At 69.4% G+C, this 15535-nt stretch carries 15 protein-coding genes and 1 pseudogene; 7 read left to right on the forward strand and 9 right to left on the reverse strand.

Features of this window, described 5'->3' with window-relative positions:
* Positions 1-171 precede the first annotated feature (171 nt).
* The gene (gene fusA / locus AVR91_RS18330; protein ID WP_063272530.1) at positions 172-2211 is read left to right on the forward strand and encodes an elongation factor G; all 2040 of its coding nucleotides are present in this window, start codon (positions 172-174) and stop codon (positions 2209-2211) included.
* A gap of 112 nt (positions 2212-2323) precedes the next feature.
* On the opposite strand, the gene AVR91_RS18335 is transcribed toward fusA, so the two are convergent.
* The 6 genes and pseudogenes from AVR91_RS18335 to pdhA form a co-directional block, all read right to left on the reverse strand.
* Positions 2324-3097, reverse strand: coding sequence for a PE-PPE domain-containing protein (locus tag AVR91_RS18335; protein ID WP_016334513.1), 774 nt, complete (start codon positions 3095-3097; stop codon positions 2324-2326).
* A gap of 78 nt (positions 3098-3175) precedes the next feature.
* Positions 3176-3451, reverse strand: a pseudogene (locus AVR91_RS18340) (VOC family protein); the annotation flags it as partial.
* Positions 3360-4748 carry an MFS transporter gene (locus AVR91_RS18345; protein WP_083737630.1) on the reverse strand — a complete coding sequence of 463 codons (1389 nt, stop codon included), beginning with the start codon at positions 4746-4748 and terminating at the stop codon, positions 3360-3362. The pseudogene AVR91_RS18340 and the gene AVR91_RS18345, both read right to left, overlap by 92 nt.
* 81 nt (positions 4749-4829) lie before the next feature.
* Positions 4830-6023 carry a dihydrolipoamide acetyltransferase family protein gene (locus tag AVR91_RS18350; protein ID WP_063272532.1) on the reverse strand — a complete coding sequence of 398 codons (1194 nt, stop codon included), beginning with the start codon at positions 6021-6023 and terminating at the stop codon, positions 4830-4832.
* Positions 6016-7014: an alpha-ketoacid dehydrogenase subunit beta gene (locus tag AVR91_RS18355; RefSeq protein WP_063272533.1), complete on the reverse strand. Its 999-nt coding sequence runs from the start codon at positions 7012-7014 to the stop codon at positions 6016-6018. Before AVR91_RS18355 ends, AVR91_RS18350 begins: the two co-directional genes overlap by 8 nt.
* Positions 7014-8102 carry a pyruvate dehydrogenase (acetyl-transferring) E1 component subunit alpha gene (gene pdhA / locus AVR91_RS18360; protein ID WP_063272534.1) on the reverse strand — a complete coding sequence of 363 codons (1089 nt, stop codon included), beginning with the start codon at positions 8100-8102 and terminating at the stop codon, positions 7014-7016. The genes AVR91_RS18355 and pdhA overlap by 1 nt, the downstream gene beginning before the upstream one ends.
* Before the next feature lie 135 nt (positions 8103-8237).
* Here pdhA and AVR91_RS18365 point away from each other — a divergent pair, with 135 nt between their 5' ends.
* Positions 8238-8720 carry an Lrp/AsnC family transcriptional regulator gene (locus tag AVR91_RS18365; protein WP_063272535.1) on the forward strand — a complete coding sequence of 161 codons (483 nt, stop codon included), beginning with the start codon at positions 8238-8240 and terminating at the stop codon, positions 8718-8720.
* 140 nt (positions 8721-8860) lie between these two features.
* Here AVR91_RS18365 and AVR91_RS18370 read toward each other — a convergent pair whose 3' ends face one another.
* Positions 8861-9325 (reverse strand): Lrp/AsnC family transcriptional regulator, encoded by a 465-nt coding sequence (locus tag AVR91_RS18370; protein WP_063272536.1) that lies wholly within the window; start codon positions 9323-9325, stop codon positions 8861-8863.
* An 82-nt stretch (positions 9326-9407) separates the two neighbouring features.
* Between AVR91_RS18370 and AVR91_RS18375 the strand changes: the two genes are divergently transcribed.
* The 4 genes from AVR91_RS18375 (at position 9408) to AVR91_RS18390 (ending at position 12064) form a co-directional block, all read left to right on the forward strand.
* Positions 9408-10013: a LysE family translocator gene (locus AVR91_RS18375; protein ID WP_063272537.1), complete on the forward strand. Its 606-nt coding sequence runs from the start codon at positions 9408-9410 to the stop codon at positions 10011-10013.
* A 99-nt stretch (positions 10014-10112) separates the two neighbouring features.
* Entirely contained in the window at positions 10113-11030 is a 918-nt protein-coding gene (locus AVR91_RS18380) for a hypothetical protein (RefSeq protein ID WP_063272538.1), read from the forward strand.
* A 64-nt stretch (positions 11031-11094) separates the two neighbouring features.
* Complete coding sequence (locus AVR91_RS18385) at positions 11095-11499, forward strand: hypothetical protein (RefSeq protein WP_143254029.1); 405 nt, start codon at positions 11095-11097, stop codon at positions 11497-11499.
* Between the two features lie 103 nt (positions 11500-11602).
* Positions 11603-12064, forward strand: a complete 462-nt coding sequence (locus tag AVR91_RS18390) for a hypothetical protein (RefSeq protein WP_016334506.1) — start codon at positions 11603-11605, stop codon at positions 12062-12064.
* On the opposite strand, the gene AVR91_RS18395 is transcribed toward AVR91_RS18390, so the two are convergent.
* Positions 12021-13196: an ROK family transcriptional regulator gene (locus tag AVR91_RS18395; protein ID WP_063272540.1), complete on the reverse strand. Its 1176-nt coding sequence runs from the start codon at positions 13194-13196 to the stop codon at positions 12021-12023. The two genes, AVR91_RS18390 and AVR91_RS18395, sit on opposite strands and share 44 nt — an antisense overlap.
* A 93-nt stretch (positions 13197-13289) precedes the next feature.
* Between AVR91_RS18395 and xylA the strand changes: the two genes are divergently transcribed.
* Positions 13290-14459: a xylose isomerase gene (gene xylA, locus AVR91_RS18400; protein ID WP_063272541.1), complete on the forward strand. Its 1170-nt coding sequence runs from the start codon at positions 13290-13292 to the stop codon at positions 14457-14459.
* Here the strand turns inward: xylA and AVR91_RS18405 are convergent.
* Entirely contained in the window at positions 14456-15472 is a 1017-nt protein-coding gene (locus AVR91_RS18405) for an alpha/beta fold hydrolase (RefSeq protein WP_063272542.1), read from the reverse strand. The genes xylA and AVR91_RS18405 overlap by 4 nt on opposite strands.
* Between the last annotated feature and the right edge of the window lie 63 nt (positions 15473-15535).

The raw sequence follows: 15535 nt of genomic DNA on the forward strand, positions 1-15535 counted from the left end.
GTGATCCTGGTGTCTCCGCACACCCGGTGCCTGCCGCGCGGCTAGCACCGGTCCGTCTCACGAACGCCTGACCCTTCTTCCCGTTGCCCCGCACCGGTGAGAGGCGCCTGTCCGCGTTCGCCGAATCGCGCCGTCGGAGTTTTCGCCAGTTCATCCCGAAAGGCCCGCGCCATGCGCACCGTCCCGCTGTCCGCCGTCCGCAACCTTGGCATCCTCGCCCATGTCGACGCCGGCAAGACGACCCTCACCGAACGGATCCTGTACGTCACCGGCACCACCTACAAACGAGGTGAGGTCCACGACGGCACGACCGTGACCGACTTCGATTCCCAGGAGCGAGACCGTGGCATCACCATCTTCGCCGCCGCCGTCAGCTGCTCGTGGGACGGCCATCGCGTCAACCTGATCGACACCCCCGGCCACGTCGACTTCTCCGACGAGGTCGAACGGTCGCTGCGGGTACTCGACGGCGCGATCGCGGTGTTCGACGGTGTCGCCGGGGTCGAGCCGCAGAGTGAATCTGTATGGCGTCAGGCCGATCGGCACGGCGTGCCGCGGATCGCGTTCGTCAACAAACTCGACCGGGCGGGTGCCGACCTGGACGCGGCCGTGGCGTCCATCCGGGAGCGGCTGCATCCGCGTCCGCTGGTGGTCCAGCTGCCGATCGGGGTGGAAGACGGCTTCGTGGGCGTCGTCGACCTGCTGCGGATGCGGGCACTCGTCTGGGCCGATGGTGCCGAGACCGCGGAGGAAGGACCGATTCCGGAGTCCCTTGTGGACGAAGCGGACCGCCGACGGCGTCTGCTCGACGAGGCCGTGGCGGAAGCCCACCCGGGCGCGCTGGAGGAGTTCTGCGTGTCGTCGACGGTGTCGACGAAGACGCTGGTCTCGGCGCTGCGCGAGCTGACCCGGACCGGCGACGGCGTCGTGGTCCTGTGTGGCTCGGCCTACCGCAACCGCGGGGTGGAGCCGTTGCTGGAAGCCGTGGTGGCGTATTTGCCCGCGCCGTCGGATGTTCCGCCGGTTCGGGGCGAGTACGACGGCACGACCCAGGAACGTCCCGCCGATCCGTCGGCGCCGTTCGCGGCACTGGCGTTCAAGGTGACCTCGACCGCCACCGGGCGCTTGACGTTCTTGCGGGTGTATTCGGGCACGATCCGGACTTCGGAGGCGGTGATGGACGTGGAGAGCGGGCGTATCGAGCGTATCGGCCGCATCCTGCGGGTCCAGGCCGACCGGCACACCAGGGTCGACAGCGCCGTCGCGGGCGACATCGTCGCGGTGGTCGGGCTCAAGACGGTCCGTCCCGGCGCGACGCTGTGCACGCCGTCGGAACCGCTCCTGCTCGAGCCGCCCGTCACGGCCGATCCGGTCGTGTCGGTCGCCGTCGAACCGCGGACGGGTACCGACACCGAACGCTTTATGTCGGCGCTGGCACGGCTGGTCGAGGAGGATCCGTCGCTGCTCGCCCGCACCGATCGCGAGACCGGTCAGACCCTGCTGTCGGGCATGGGCGAACTGCACCTGGAGGTGGCGGTGGAGAAGATCCGGCGCGACCACGGGCTGGACGTCGGCGTCGGGCGGCCCAGGGTCGCCTACCGCGAGACCGTCGCGCGTGGGGTGTCCGGATTCGTGCACCGGCATGTCAAACAGGACGGCGGTGCCGGGCAGTTCGCCCACGTCGTCATCGACACGGAACCACTGGAGGAAGGGGAATTCGAGTTCGAGTCCACTGTGGTCGGTGGGCGGGTGCCGAGGGAATACGTCCGTGCCGTCGAAGCGGGTTGCCGTGACGCGCTGGCGGAAGGCCCGCTCGGCGGGCATCCGGTGACCGGTGTCCGGGTCACGCTGACGGACGGGGCGACCCACCCGAAGGACTCTTCGGAACTGGCGTTCCGGGCGGCCGGGCGATTCGCGCTCCGGGCGGCGTTGGCCGCCGGCGGGATGACACTGCTGGAGCCGATCGCCGAAGTGACCGTGACGGTGCCCGAAAGCGCCGTCGGCGTGGTGCTGGGCGACCTCGCCGCCCGGCGTGGCCGGGTGCTGGGGTCGGTGGTGCGCGCGGGAACGACCGTGGTCACCGCGACCGTGCCGCTGGCCGAACTTTTCGGCTACGCGACGCGGCTCCGCAGCCGGACCCAGGGGCGGGGCACGTTCACCGCGCGGCCGGTCGGCCACGCTCCGGCACCGGAGGGCCTGCCGGTCCGGTAGTTGGCGCCGGTCCGAAGTCCGACGATGGCCCGCCCACGACGCTGTGGGCGGGCCATCGCCCGAATCGCTGTCACCCGGCTATCGGGCGCCGGGCGACAGCCGTCTCAGCCGGTCACACCGAAGGCCACGGAGGACGGCAGTTCTGCCGCGGCAGCGCGTGTGATCCGTTGGTGTACACGCCGTCCGCGATCGTGTCCTCCATGATCGAACGGTGATCGGTGGGACGGGCCCACTGGTAGCAGAGGTGCTGGGCGAAATAGCCGCCGGGCGCCTCGATGGTGTCGAAGTGGCAGACACCGTCGGTTTCGATGCAGTAGCGGATGAACGGGATACCGCCGAAGTCGGTGCGCCCGGGCCCGAACGACACGTAGCCGCCGAACGGCGACGGCGCCCCGGTACCCGCCGGGAGCACCGCGCTGATCCCGCGTCCCGGCGGACCGACGGGCTGCATCGGGTCGGCGAAGATCTTCGCCCGGAACCGCGACTTGTCCACAGCCAGTTTCCCGTCGGCGATGTCGTTCAGCACCAGGTTCGCGACGAGGGCACCCTGCGAGTAGCCGACGACGGTGAATTCCGCCCCGGGGTTCTCGTCGAACGAACTCTGGACGACACGCCGGGCCTCTTCGTGTCCGCGAGCGACGCTCTGGTCCATGGGCGTCTGGTCGCAGTTCGGTGCTCCGGCGGCCCCTGCCGGGTAGTGGACCACCTTCTTGATCCCGCCCCGCAACCAGGCGTCGTTGTACACGGTCGCGGCCCCGTCGCAAGTGCCGCCGACGAGGATGTAGTAGCGCGCCTGGTCGGCCTGGGCCGACGGCGCCATGACGCTGATCAAGCCGGTGGCCAGTGCGGCCGCCGCCAGGACCCCCCTGAGCTTCTTCACATTCATCGTCCTTTCGTTCGACTACGGTGCGTGGTCGAACGCTAGGGACGAGTCATGAAATTTTGATGAAACCCCCTTCGGACATCAGCGGTGGGACAGGACGTTGATCACGTGGCCGCTCGGATCCCGGACGAAGAACCGCCGGACACCCCACGGCTCGTCGGTCAGTTCGTGCACGATCTCCGCACCGGAGGCCTTGGCCGCCGCGTAGCGCGCGTCGACGTCGTCGACCTCGATCGAAGCGATCGGCACGACGGGCGCCGTCTCGTCATGGGTCATGAGGCTCAGCTGGACCTCCGGCCGCTCCGGATCGGCCAGGGTCACGATCCAGCCGTGATCCATCACCACCTCGAAGCCGAGAACCTGTACGTAGAAGGTCTTCGCCTCCTCCAGCGTCCGTGTCTCGAGGTCGGTGACCACTCTCTTGATCGGCATGTCCGGATACTGGCACAGGGGTCCGACGGTTTCGGGGGAGCAGGAGCGGCGTCGCCAGCATGAGCGCCCCGGCGATGCCGACCGCGGCGCGCGGGCCGGTGAACATGGCGAGCAGACCCCACAGCGCGGTCAGGCCGGCGGTGGTGAGCTTCCCGGCGATCGACCAGGCCGACAGCGTGCGGGCCGCGCGGTCGAGGGGCACCTGTTCGAGCCTGCTGGTGGCGAGCACCGGGTTGAACACACCGATACAGGTGATCAAGCAGAGTTCGACGACGATGACCAGGATCAGGCCGGGCACACCAGGCTGGATGAAGACGAGCCAAACGGGCCAGCAGACCCGCAGCCAACCGGAGACGAAGAGGACCTTGTCCCGGCCGTACCGCGCGACCAAGGGCCGGGAGAGCCGCGCCCCGATCAACCCACCGAGACAGGGCACGGCGAAGGCGACCGCGTACTCCCATGGCGCGAAGCCGAGTTGCCCGAGCATCAGCACGGCGAACAGCGGCGCGGTCGCCATGATCAGGCCGTTGACCACGATCGTGTTGACGAACAGGGGCCGCAGCAACGGATGGGCGAGGATGAACCGCCAGCCCTCCCGCAGGTCGCGGCCGGTCAGCCGGGTACCTACCGGCTTCGCGGGCGGCGGTTCCGCACCGCCCACGGCACGGATCCCGAGCGCCGAAAGCAGATAGCTGACCGCGTCGGCGGCGATCGTGACCACCGGCCCGAACAGGCCGACGGCGAAACCGCCGAGCGGCGGCCCGAGCACGGTCGCCGTCCAGGTCGTCGATTCGAACCTGGCGTTCGCGACCAGCAAGTCCTCGCGGGGCAGCAGGGTTTTGAGGAAAGCCCCGCTGGCGGCCAGGAATGTGATGTCGGCCGCCGCGACGACGACCGACACCGCGAGAAGCTGGCCGAAACCGAGCAGCCCGAACGCGTACGCCACCGGCACGGTCAGCAGCGCCCCGCACCGGACGAGGTCCATCGCGATCATCACCGGCCGTTTGCACCGGAACTCGACCCATGGGCCGAGCGGCAGCGCGACCACCGCGCCGACGACGAGGCCGGCGGCCGCCAGCAGCGAGACCTCGGCGGTGCCCGCGCCGAGCACCACGATCGCGATCAGGCTGAACGCGTCGAACGCGAATCTGGTCCCGAACGCGCTCGCCGCGTATGCCGCCCACAGCCAGCCGAACCGTCGCCCCAGCGATCTCCCACCCACACGCGAGATCAAAGCAAGCCGGAGCCCCGGAGTCGAACAACGGGTCGTTGGCGGGTCACAACCGCGGGTTGTGCGACCCGCTCAGAGCTCCCCGAGCGCGGTGACCGGCGATTCGACGCAGTCGGCGACGAACCGCAGGAACCCGCCGGCGGTCCCGCCGTCGCACACCCGATGGTCGAACGCCAGCGTCAGCTCGCAGATCTTCCTCGCCACCAGCTCGCCGTCGACCACCCAAGCGCGGTCGATGATCCGGCCGATGCCGAGGATCGCCGCCTCCGGGTGATTGATGATCGCGGCCGAGCCGTCCACCCCGAACACCCCGTAGTTGTTGACCGTGAAGGTTCCGCCGGTGAGGCCTGCCGGGCCGAGCTTTCCTTCCCTGGCCTGTGTGGTCCGATCGCCGATCGCCGCCGAAAGCTCCCTTGTGGACAGTGAGCCCGCGTCGCGGACGACCGGTACGACGAGCCCGCGGTCGGTCTGCGCGGCGAAACCGAGGTTGATGTCCCGGAGCTGGACGATCTCGTCGCCTTCCACACGGGAGTTCAGCTCGGGGAACTTCCGCAGGCCCGCGACGGCGAACCGGGCGACGAGACCGAGCAGGCTGACCGGCCGATCCGGCGCGGAGGCGTTGAGCGACTTCCGCGCGGCGACGAGTCCGGTCGCGTCGACGTCGACCCAGACCGTCGCCTCGGGGATCTGCCGCCGCGAGGTCGTCAGCTTGTCCGCGACCGCCTTGCGGACGCCCGTCAGTGGGATCCGTGTCTCGCCGTCTCGCTGCTCCGGGACGGCGAGGGCCGCTTCGACGTCGGCGCGCCGGATGATGCCGCCCGGGCCGCTGCCGGTCAGCTTCGTGAGGTCGATCTTGTTGTCCGCGGCCATTTTGCGGACGAACGGCGAGATCACGCCCGGCGCTTTCGACGGCTTCTCCGGGGTGGCGACGACGGTGCGTGTCCGGCGCCGCCTGGTCGTGGTGGTCGTGCCGTAGCCGATGAGGACGTTGCCGCTGCCCTCGCTCGCGGTCGTCACGCCGGGTTCGGTGAACCCGGGTCCGATGGTGAGCAGGGGAGCGCCGACGGGCAGCGACTGGCCGGGTTCGCCGTGGAGGCGGGTGACGACGCCGGCGAACGGCACCGGCACCTCGACGGCCGCCTTCGCGGTCTCGACTTCGACGACGGGCTGGTCGACGCCGACGGTGTCGCCTTCCGCGACGAGCCAGGTGACGATGGTGCCCTCGGTCAGGCCCTCGCCGAGGTCGGGGAGCAGGAAGTCAGGCACCGGCCACCACCGGTTCGTCGTTCCACTGCAGCCGGGCGACGGTGTCCAGGATCCGGTCGACGTCCGGAAGCTGATGACGCTCCAGCTTCGGCGGCGGGTAAGGGATGTCGAGCCCGGTCACGCGCAGGACGGGCGCGTGCAGCTGATGGAAGCACTGCTCGGTGATCCTGGCGACCACCTCGGCGCCGTAGCCACCGAACCCGGCGGCTTCGTGGACGACGACGGCGCGCCCCGTGCGGCGCACCGAGGCGGCGACGGTCTCGTCGTCGAACGGGCTCAGCGACCGCAGATCGACCACCTCGACGTCCCAGCCCTCGGCGGTCGCGGCCTCCGCGGTCTCCAGCGCGGTGGCGACCATCGGGCCGTACGCGATGAGCGTGACGTCCTTGCCCTCGCGGCGCACGACCGCGCGGTCCATGGCCGCGCCCTCCCGGGTGAAGGACACGGGTTCCTTCGACCAGTAGCGGCATTTGGGTTCGAGGAAGATCACCGGATCCGGCGAGTCGATCGCGTCGCGCAGGAGGTCGTAGGCGTCCTGCGGAGTACCGGGTGTGACGACGCGCAGGCCGGGCGTGTGGGTGTAGTAGGCCTCGCTCGAATCGCAGTGGTGCTCCACGCCGCCGATCCCGCCCGCGTAGGGGATCCGGATGACCATCGGCAGCGACAAGGCACCGCGGGTGCGGTTCCGCAGCTTCGCGACGTGCGAGGTGATCTGCTCGAAGGCGGGATAGGCGAAGGCGTCGAACTGCATTTCGACCACCGGACGGAATCCGCCCATCGCCATCCCGACCGCGAACCCGACGATGCCGGACTCGGCCAAGGGCGTGTCGAAACAGCGTTCCTCGCCGAAGTCGGCGGTGATGCCGTCGGTCACCCGGAACACGCCGCCGAGCGGGCCGACGTCCTCGCCGAAGATCAGCACGCGGTCGTCGTCCTTGACCGCGTCACGCAGGGCGGCGTTGAGCGCTTGTGCCATCGAGAGCTCGGACATCAGGCCTCCAGTTCGGCCGCGACCAGCGCCCGCTGGGCGGCCAGCTGACGGGTCGGGACGGCGTACACGTGCTCGAACAGCGACAACGGATCCGGCTCCACGTCGGCGTTGAGGGTGTCGCGCACTCCGGCGGCGAACGTCTCGGCCTCGGCTCGGAATCGCTCGATGTCCTTGTCGGACAACAGGTTCTCGTTGGTCAGGTAGGCCTCGAGGCGGCGAACCGGGTCGGCCGCGCGCCATTTCTCGACTTCGGCCTGGTCGCGGTAACGGGTGGCGTCGTCGGCGTTGGTGTGCGCGTCGATCCGGTACGTGTGCGCCTCCACCAGGACCGGCCCGCGACCGGAACGCGCGTGCGCGACGGCGTCGTCCAGCACGGACAGGACGGCGAGGGCGTCGTTGCCGTCGACCTGCTCGGAGCGGACGCCGTAACCGACGCCCTTGTACGCCAGCGCGGGCGCGGCGCTCTGCTTCTCGAACGGCACCGAGATCGCGAAACCGTTGTTCTGCACGAAGAACACTGCCGGCGCCTTGAACACGGCGGCGAAGTTGAGCGCCTCGTGGAAGTCGCCCTCACTGGTGGCGCCGTCGCCGATGAGCGCGAACGCGACGGCGTCCTCACCCCGCCGTTGCATCGCGTGGGCGAGTCCGGCGGCGTGCAGGGTCTGCGTCGCCAGCGGGGTGCACTGGGGAGCGACCCGTGTCTTGGCGGGGTCGTAGCCGCAGTGCGCGTCTCCGCGGAGCAGCGTCAGGATCTCGCCGGGTTCGAGGCCGCGAGCGACCAGTGCGACCGAATCGCGGTAGGTGGGGAAGAGCCAGTCGGCGTCGGTGAGGGCGAGCGCGCTCGCGACCTGGCAGGCCTCCTGGCCGGCACTGGACGGGTACACGGCGAGGCGGCCCTGCTTGGTCAGCGCGGTCGCCTGCGCGTCGAACCGGCGGCCGAGCACCATCAACCGGTAGGCCTCGACGAGCCGTTCGGACGGCGGCACGGTATAGCCACCGTGCTCGTCGACGCGTGTGCCGTCCTCGGCGAGGAACCGCACCGGGGTTCCGGACGGCAGCAACGCGGCGGCAGGGGTCTCCCGCGACATGGCGCAGCACCACCTTTCACAGACATATGATGCTGAGATGGTGGTTTCCGGAGTCCCAGTGTTCAAGAGGCGGGCGAAATGAGCGACAAACTGTCCGCGGAATCGGTTCAGTCGGACCGAACGTCCAGTAGTGGCGTGGCTCACGGGCCGGATCCGGGACGAACGGTCCTTGCCCTCGACGACATCGATCGGGCCATCCTCGCCGAGCTGACCACGGACGGCAGGCTCGCCGTCCGGGCACTGGCGGAACGGCTGCACATCTCGCGCACCAACGCCTACGCGAGGCTGGACAGGCTGATGTCCGAAGGCGTCATCACCGGCTTCGGCGCCCGTATCGATCCGCGGCGGGCAGGGCTCGGAACGAGCGCGTACATCCTGATCACCGTCGAGCAGACGTCGTGGCGCACGATGTCCGCCGAACTGCGGGAAATCCCGTTCGTCGAGCACGTCTCGCTCGTCGGTGGCGATTTCGACATCCTGCTGCTGGTGCGGACGCCGGACAACGCTTCGCTGCGGGACGTCGTCCTGGAACGGTTGCAGGCGCTGGACGGCGTGCGTTCGACGCGGACCTGGCTGATCTTCGAGGAGCAGCCGGGTGTCGCCCCTCGTGAGTGGTGAGGATGTGGCACCGCACTCACGAGGCGGCACCTGCGACCAGACCGCCGCTCCCCGTAGCCGACGGGGGCGAAGGCTCCTTTCGTCGCATCAGACTCGGTGAAGGGAGCCTTCAGCCCGCCCAGGCGCAAGGACGGGGGCCTTCATGTACTGGTCGTGGTGGGCAGCGGCCGGTCGTTGACCACCTGCTTCATCACGAGCGTCGAGTTCAGCCGCTGCACCCCGGGCAGCGCGGACAGTACGTCGTCCTCGAGCCGCTGATACGCGGCGAGGTCGGCGGTGACGATGCGCAGCAGGTAGTCGGGGTCGCCGAAGAGCCGCTGCGCGAGCAGGACGTTCGGGATCCGCGTGACGGCGTCCTCGAAGCTCAGCAGCGTCTCGCGGTCCTCTTGCCGCATGGTGACGAACACGAGTGCCTCGAAGTTCAGCCCCAGCGCGGCGGGATCGACCACCGCCCGGTACGCGCTGATCGTGCCGTTCCGTTCCAGCGCGCGCAGCCGGCGGTGACACGGCGACGCGCTCAGCTGGACCCGCTCGGCCAGTTCGGTGAGCGTCAGGCGTCCCTCCTCCTGCAGGATGGCAAGAATCTTCCGGTCGACAGCGTCCATGGGGAAGATTCTTCCACGTCGGACGTACTCCGTGGCAGAAGTCAAAAGCACCTTTGGCCGGATCGCGAATAGCTTTTCGAGCATGCCTCTCGGATCTGTTCTCGCCTTCTGGGGCGTCGCCGCCCTGCTCATCGCGGTGCCCGGCGCCGACTGGGCCTTCGCGATCAGCGCCGGACTGCGCCGCCAGGTCCTGCCCGCCGCCGGTGGCATCGTTCTCGGCTACCTGACCATGACGCTGGTGGTCGCCGCGGGGCTGGGCGTCCTCGTCGCGTCGACGCCGGTCGCGCTGCTCGCGCTCACCGTCGCAGGCGGGCTCTACCTGATCTGGCTGGGTTTCAAGACGGTGCGTCATCCGTCGACGCCGGGCAGCGCTCCCGTCGGGGGCCGGGGCGGAACGCTGCTCGAAGGGATGGCCGTCAGTGGGCTGAACCCCAAGGGACTACTGGTGTTCGTCGCGTTGCTGCCGCAGTTCACCGACCCGTCCGCGCGCTGGCCGATGCCGGTCCAGCTGGCCGTGCTCGGCCTCACCTTCGTCGGCACCTGCGCGATGGTCTACCCGTGTGTCGGCGCGGGAGCGCACGCCCTGCTGCGCGCCCGTCCCGCCGTTTCCCGCTTCGTTTCCCGGATTTCCGGTGCCTCGATGATCGTGGTGGGCACGCTCCTGGTCGCGGAGCGACTGCTGGCGTGAGCCGAATGGTCCATTCCACCGGACAGGTCGCCGAACAAACCTGGCCTCACCGTTGGAAAATCTCATACCCTCCGAGGCAGGACGAAGGGAGCTGACCTGATGCGGTGGACCTGGGTGCGTACGGCGATGGCCTTGGTGGTCGCCGCGGCGATCGTCCAAACGAGTCGACCGGAAACGGCCGAAGCGCAGGCGAGCCCCACCGCGGCCGGCCGGTCCGCGATCTACGGCGGGGGACCGTTCTATCAGGACGGACAAGAGGTCATGGACGTCCTGCGGTCGTCGGGTTTCAGCACGGTCATCCTGTGGAGCATCCACGTCCATGACAACGGGGACCTGTACTACAACGACCATCTCGTGGTCAAAGACGGCCAGTACGTCGGTGACGCGGGGTGGCCCGCGCGGTTGCGGACGCTGAAGCAGGCGCCGGCGTCGGTCGATCGGATCGAAGTCTCGGTCGGCGCGTGGGGCACACCGGACTGGCAGGCCATCGACAACCTGATCACGCGCGACGGCACCGGTAGCGGAACCGTGCTGTACCGCAACTTCCTGGCGCTGAAGAACGCCACCGGCGCGGACGCGATCAACAACGACGACGAAGCGCACTACGACGTCGACTCCACCGTCACCTTCGCGCGGATGGCGAACGCCATGGGCTACCGGAACTTCACGCTCGCTCCGTACACCGCCGTCTCGTACTGGCAGGGCGTGAAGAACGGGCTCGGTGGACTGGTCGATCGCGTGTATCTGCAGGCATACGCGGGTGGCAGCGGCAACGACCCGGCGGCCTGGACGCGGTCGCTCGGTATGCCGGTGGATCCGGGACTCTGGAGCAAGAACGGCTCCGGTTGCACCTCGGGGGATTCACCTGCCCAAGTGGAGAGCAAGATGAGGGCATGGAAGTCGTCCGCGGGGATTCCGGGCGGCTTCATGTGGCTGTACGACGACATCAAGAAGTGCTCGGCGCAAGGCACGGCCGCCGACTACGCACGGGCGATCAACACCGCCACCACGAGCTGACGGTGTAACGCTCTCCGCGCTTCCGCCGAGTACAGGCGGGTTCGATGGCGGAGGCGGAGGAATCGTGGCGCGTGTGCTGGCCCTGATGGCGGTCGCGGCGGTCGTCTTCGCGACGCCTGCCTGCGCGCGGTCGGAACCGGCGTCGCGTCCCGCAACCACGGTCACGACGAGCGTCGAGTCGTCCGCGACCGATCCGCCGAGCACTGAGATGACCACCTCGGTCACCACCGCACCGACCACGAGCAAGGTTCCCGCCAAAACGAAGACGGACCAGCGGAGAGCGGCCTGCCGCAAGGACGAGAATCACTGCTACGAGCCAGGGACGAACACCAAATGCCAGACCGGCGGCTGTTTCGACGCCGGACGCGGGATGACGCAACGCGACGTCGAGAAACAGCGCGACAAATGGCTCCGCGAGCATCCGGGTTGGTGCCCCGCGGGCGAGACCGGAGCGGTGGCACCCTGTTGACCGGCACACGCCATTCGGGTGATAACGGTTCGGCATTCGATGTATCTGACGCTCACCCCATTGACACCTTCCTACGATCGCGGCGACTGGGTGGAGGAATGCGGTGACGGTGGAGGACGCGGGTCAGGACTACCTGACGCGGCAGATCGGGGCGCTGCTCGAAGCGATTCGCGAGGAGGGACCCGTCGGCGAGGGCAGACGTAGTTTCCGGATCGCCGGGCATCTAGCCGCGGAGGGCGGGTTCCACCTCGGCGACATCCTCGCCGCGACCGCGCAACTGCTGGCGGTCCACGCGTGGAACAACGGCTACCTCGCCGCGGCGGAACTGCTGACGCGCCGCATGCGGGAGTTCGGCGCCGAGTCGGCGGAGCTGGTGCGCTACCTCGTGCGGCTGGAGACCGGCTGCGAACAGGGCTGGCTCCCGCACGCGGACCGCGACGAACTCATCGCCTACGCCCGGCGAGTTCAGCGCGCGGACATCGAGGAGCGTGCGTTGTCCATCGAGGCCTCGTTGCCCGGGGTCACCGATCCCGAGCGTCCTGATCGGATGGCGAGTGAGTCGTGAGATGGTGCTCGGGGTCGGCGAGGATGCCGCGGATCACCGAGCCGGCGGCGCCGCGGACGGCGGCTCCCGTGCCGAGCGCCGAGCGGACGACGCGCACCGGCGACCACGCCGTGCTGGGCACTCGCCGTTCCAGTTCGGCGAGGAGTGGCTCGCGCAGCCACGGCTCCAGCCGCGCGTAGGTTCCGCCTAGCACCACCGCCGGGACGTCCATCAGATTGACCACAGTGGACAGTCCGACGCCGAGGTGTCCAGCGGCGGTGGTCACCGCGATAAGCGCGGCGTCGTCGCCGGACTCCAGTGCGGAAACCAGCTCGTCCACAGTGTCCGCGTCCGCGAGCCGAAGGATCTCCTCCTGGCCCGCCATGCGTTCCAGGCAGCCGTTCGCGCCGCAGGAACACGGCGGACCGTCGGGCGCCACCGGCAGGTGGCCGATCTCGCCGCCCGCGCCTCGGACGCCTTCGAAGAGGGCCCGGTCCAGCACGATCCCCGCGCCGATCCCGATCTCGCCCGACACGTGGACGAAATCCGGCAACGCCGTGCCGTGCCAGAGTTCGGCGAGTGCCGCGAAGTTCGCTTCGTTGGCGACGGTGAACGTCCCGCCGAGCCGGTCCGCGAGGTCGACGTCGCGCCAGCCCAGGTTGGGGGCGAGCCGCACGAGGCCGGATTCGACCAGGCCCGGCACCGCGATACCGACGCCGCCGACCGGGACGCCCAGCGTGTCCGCCTGCTTCCGGGCTTTACGCAGAAACGCCGACACGCGCTGGAAAACCCGCGGGGTGCGATTGTCCGCGTATCGGACCTCCTGCGCCCGGACGGCGCCGGTCAGATCGACGAGACAGGACGCCAGGTAGTCGACGCCGATCTCGATGCCGAGTCCGTGCGGGCCGGTGGGGGAGAGCGACACGACGGTGCCGCGCCGTCCGGGGCCGACGCGTTGTTCCGGTTCGCCTTCGGCCACGAGATCCGCCGCGATCAACCGGTCGACCACGCTCGACACGGTCGCCTTCGTGAGGCCGGTGGCGGCGGCCAGGCCCGCCCGCGACGTGCCGGGACCGTCCGCGATCGCCCCGAGGACGAGCGCGGCGTTGTGCTGCCGCACGGTGTGCTGTCCCGCCGGGCGCGTGCCGATCATCGCGCGATTGTATTCGTTCGATGGCTGAACGAAAGCCTTGACCCGCCGGGCCGGGCGTCGATAAGTTCAGGCATCAAACTAATAGGAGGCGAGATGGCTCAGGCACCGACGCGTGAGGACAAGTTCAGCTTCGGGCTGTGGACCGTGGGCTGGCAGGCGAACGACATGTTCGGTCCGGCGAGCCGTCCTCCGCTCGATCCGGTCGAGGCCGTGCACCGCCTCTCGGACCTCGGTGCCTGGGGGATCACCTTCCACGACGACGACCTCGTTCCGTTCGGTTCGGCCGACGCGGACCGCGCGCGGCAGCTGAAGCGCTTCCAGGGCGCGCTCGCCGAGACCGGCCTCGTGGTCCCGATGGTGACCACGAACCTGTTCAGCCACCCCGTTTTCAAGGACGGCGGCCTGACCAGCAACGACCGCGACGTCCGCCGCTACGCGCTGCGGAAGGTGCTTCGGAACCTCGACCTCGCCGCCGAGCTCGGCGCGTCGACGTTCGTGCTCTGGGGCGGCCGCGAAGGCAGCGAGACGGACGCCGCGAAGGACGTCCGCGCGGCGATGGACCGCTACCGCGAGGGCATCGACTTCCTCGCCCAGTACGTCCTCGACCAGGGCTACGGCCTCCGGCTCGCGCTCGAACCGAAGCCGAACGAACCTCGCGGCGACATCCTGCTGCCGACCATCGGCCACGCGCTCGCCTTCATCTCCACGCTCGACAACCACGAGATCGTCGGGGTGAACCCCGAGGTCGGGCACGAGCAGATGGCCGGGCTCAACATCGTCCACGGCATCGGGCAGGCCCTGTGGCAGGGCAAGCTGTTCCACATCGACCTCAACGGCCAGCGGGGCCCGCGGTTCGACCAGGACCTCGTGTTCGGCCACGGCGACGTGCTGTCGTCGTTCTTCCTGGTCGACCTGCTGGAGCACGGCGGCTACGACGGGCCGCGCCACTTCGACTACAAACCGCTGCGCACGGAGAACATGGACGGCGTGTGGGCCAGCGCCGAGGCCAACATGGCCAGCTATCTGCTGTTCGCCGAACGTGCCCGCACCTTCCGTGCCGATCCCGAGGTACGGGCCGCGCTGGACGCCGCTCTGGTCCCCGAGCTCGCGACGCCGACCCTGAACGAAGGCGAGACGGTGGCGGATCTGCTGGCTGACCGGTCGGCGTTCGAGGACTTCGACCCGGACAAGGCGGCGGAACGCGGTTACGGCTTCATCCGCCTGTCCCAGCTGGCCCTCGAACACCTCACCGGAGCCCGCTAGAACCGGTCGACGTCGATGACGGCCTTGGCGAACGCCTCCGGCGCCTCCTGCGGCACGTTGTGGCCGATCCCGTCGAGGACGCGGTGCTCGTACTTGCCGGAGAACTTCGACCGGTACGCCTTGCCGTCGGTGTTCGGGCCGTCGAAGTCGCTGCCGATCGTGATGGTGGGCACCGAAACCGCCGGTCCCTGCGCGAGCTTCTGTTCGAGCGCGTCGAGTTTCGGGTCGCCCTCGGCGAGGCTCAGCCGCCACCGGTAGTTGTGGATCACGATGGCCACGTGGTCCGGGTTGTCGAAGCAGGCCGCCGAACGGTCGTAGGTCGCGTCGTCGAAGGACCACTTCGGCGACGCGATCTTCCAGATCAGCTTGTTGAAGTCGTGCCGGTTCTTCGTGTAGCCGAGGATGCCGCGCTCGGTGGCGAAGTAGTACTGGTACCACCAACCGAGCTCGGCGGTCGGGGAGAGCGGCTGCTTGTTCGTCTCCCGGTTGGTCACCAGGTAGCCGCTCACCGACACGAGCGCCTTGCACCGCTCCGGCCACAGCGCGGCGATGATCACGGCGGTGCGGGCGCCCCAGTCGAAGCCGCCGAAGACGGCCTTCTCGATCTTGAGCGCGTCCAGCAGCGCGACGATGTCGGCGGCGATCGCGGACTGCTGGCCGTTGCGGAACGTGTCCTTCGACAGGAACCGCGTCGGCCCGTAGCCGCGCAGGAACGGCACGATCACCCGGTAGCCGGCCGCGACCAGGCGCGGGGTGACGTCGACGTAGCTGTGGATGTCGTAGGGCCAGCCGTGCAGGAGGACCACCACCGGTCCGTCGGCGGGGCCGGCTTCGGCGTAACCGATGCTCAGTTCCCCGGCGTCGATCTGCTTGAGCGGGCCGAACGAGGTGTTCCCGCCGGTCGTGGCGGGCGCCGCTGCCGGGGCCGCCGCGGGTGGGGCCGAGCAGCCCACGACGGTGGCACCCGCTGTCGCGGCGACGACGGCCTGCGCGAACCTTCTCCTGCTGAGCATCCTGATTCCTCCCGCGAAACGCCTGGTACGGGACGAAATTAGGCGGGCGGCTCCGGACGCGGC

The organism is Amycolatopsis keratiniphila subsp. keratiniphila (genome assembly GCF_001620365.2).
In the GTDB taxonomy this organism is placed as follows: domain Bacteria; phylum Actinomycetota; class Actinomycetes; order Mycobacteriales; family Pseudonocardiaceae; genus Amycolatopsis; species Amycolatopsis keratiniphila.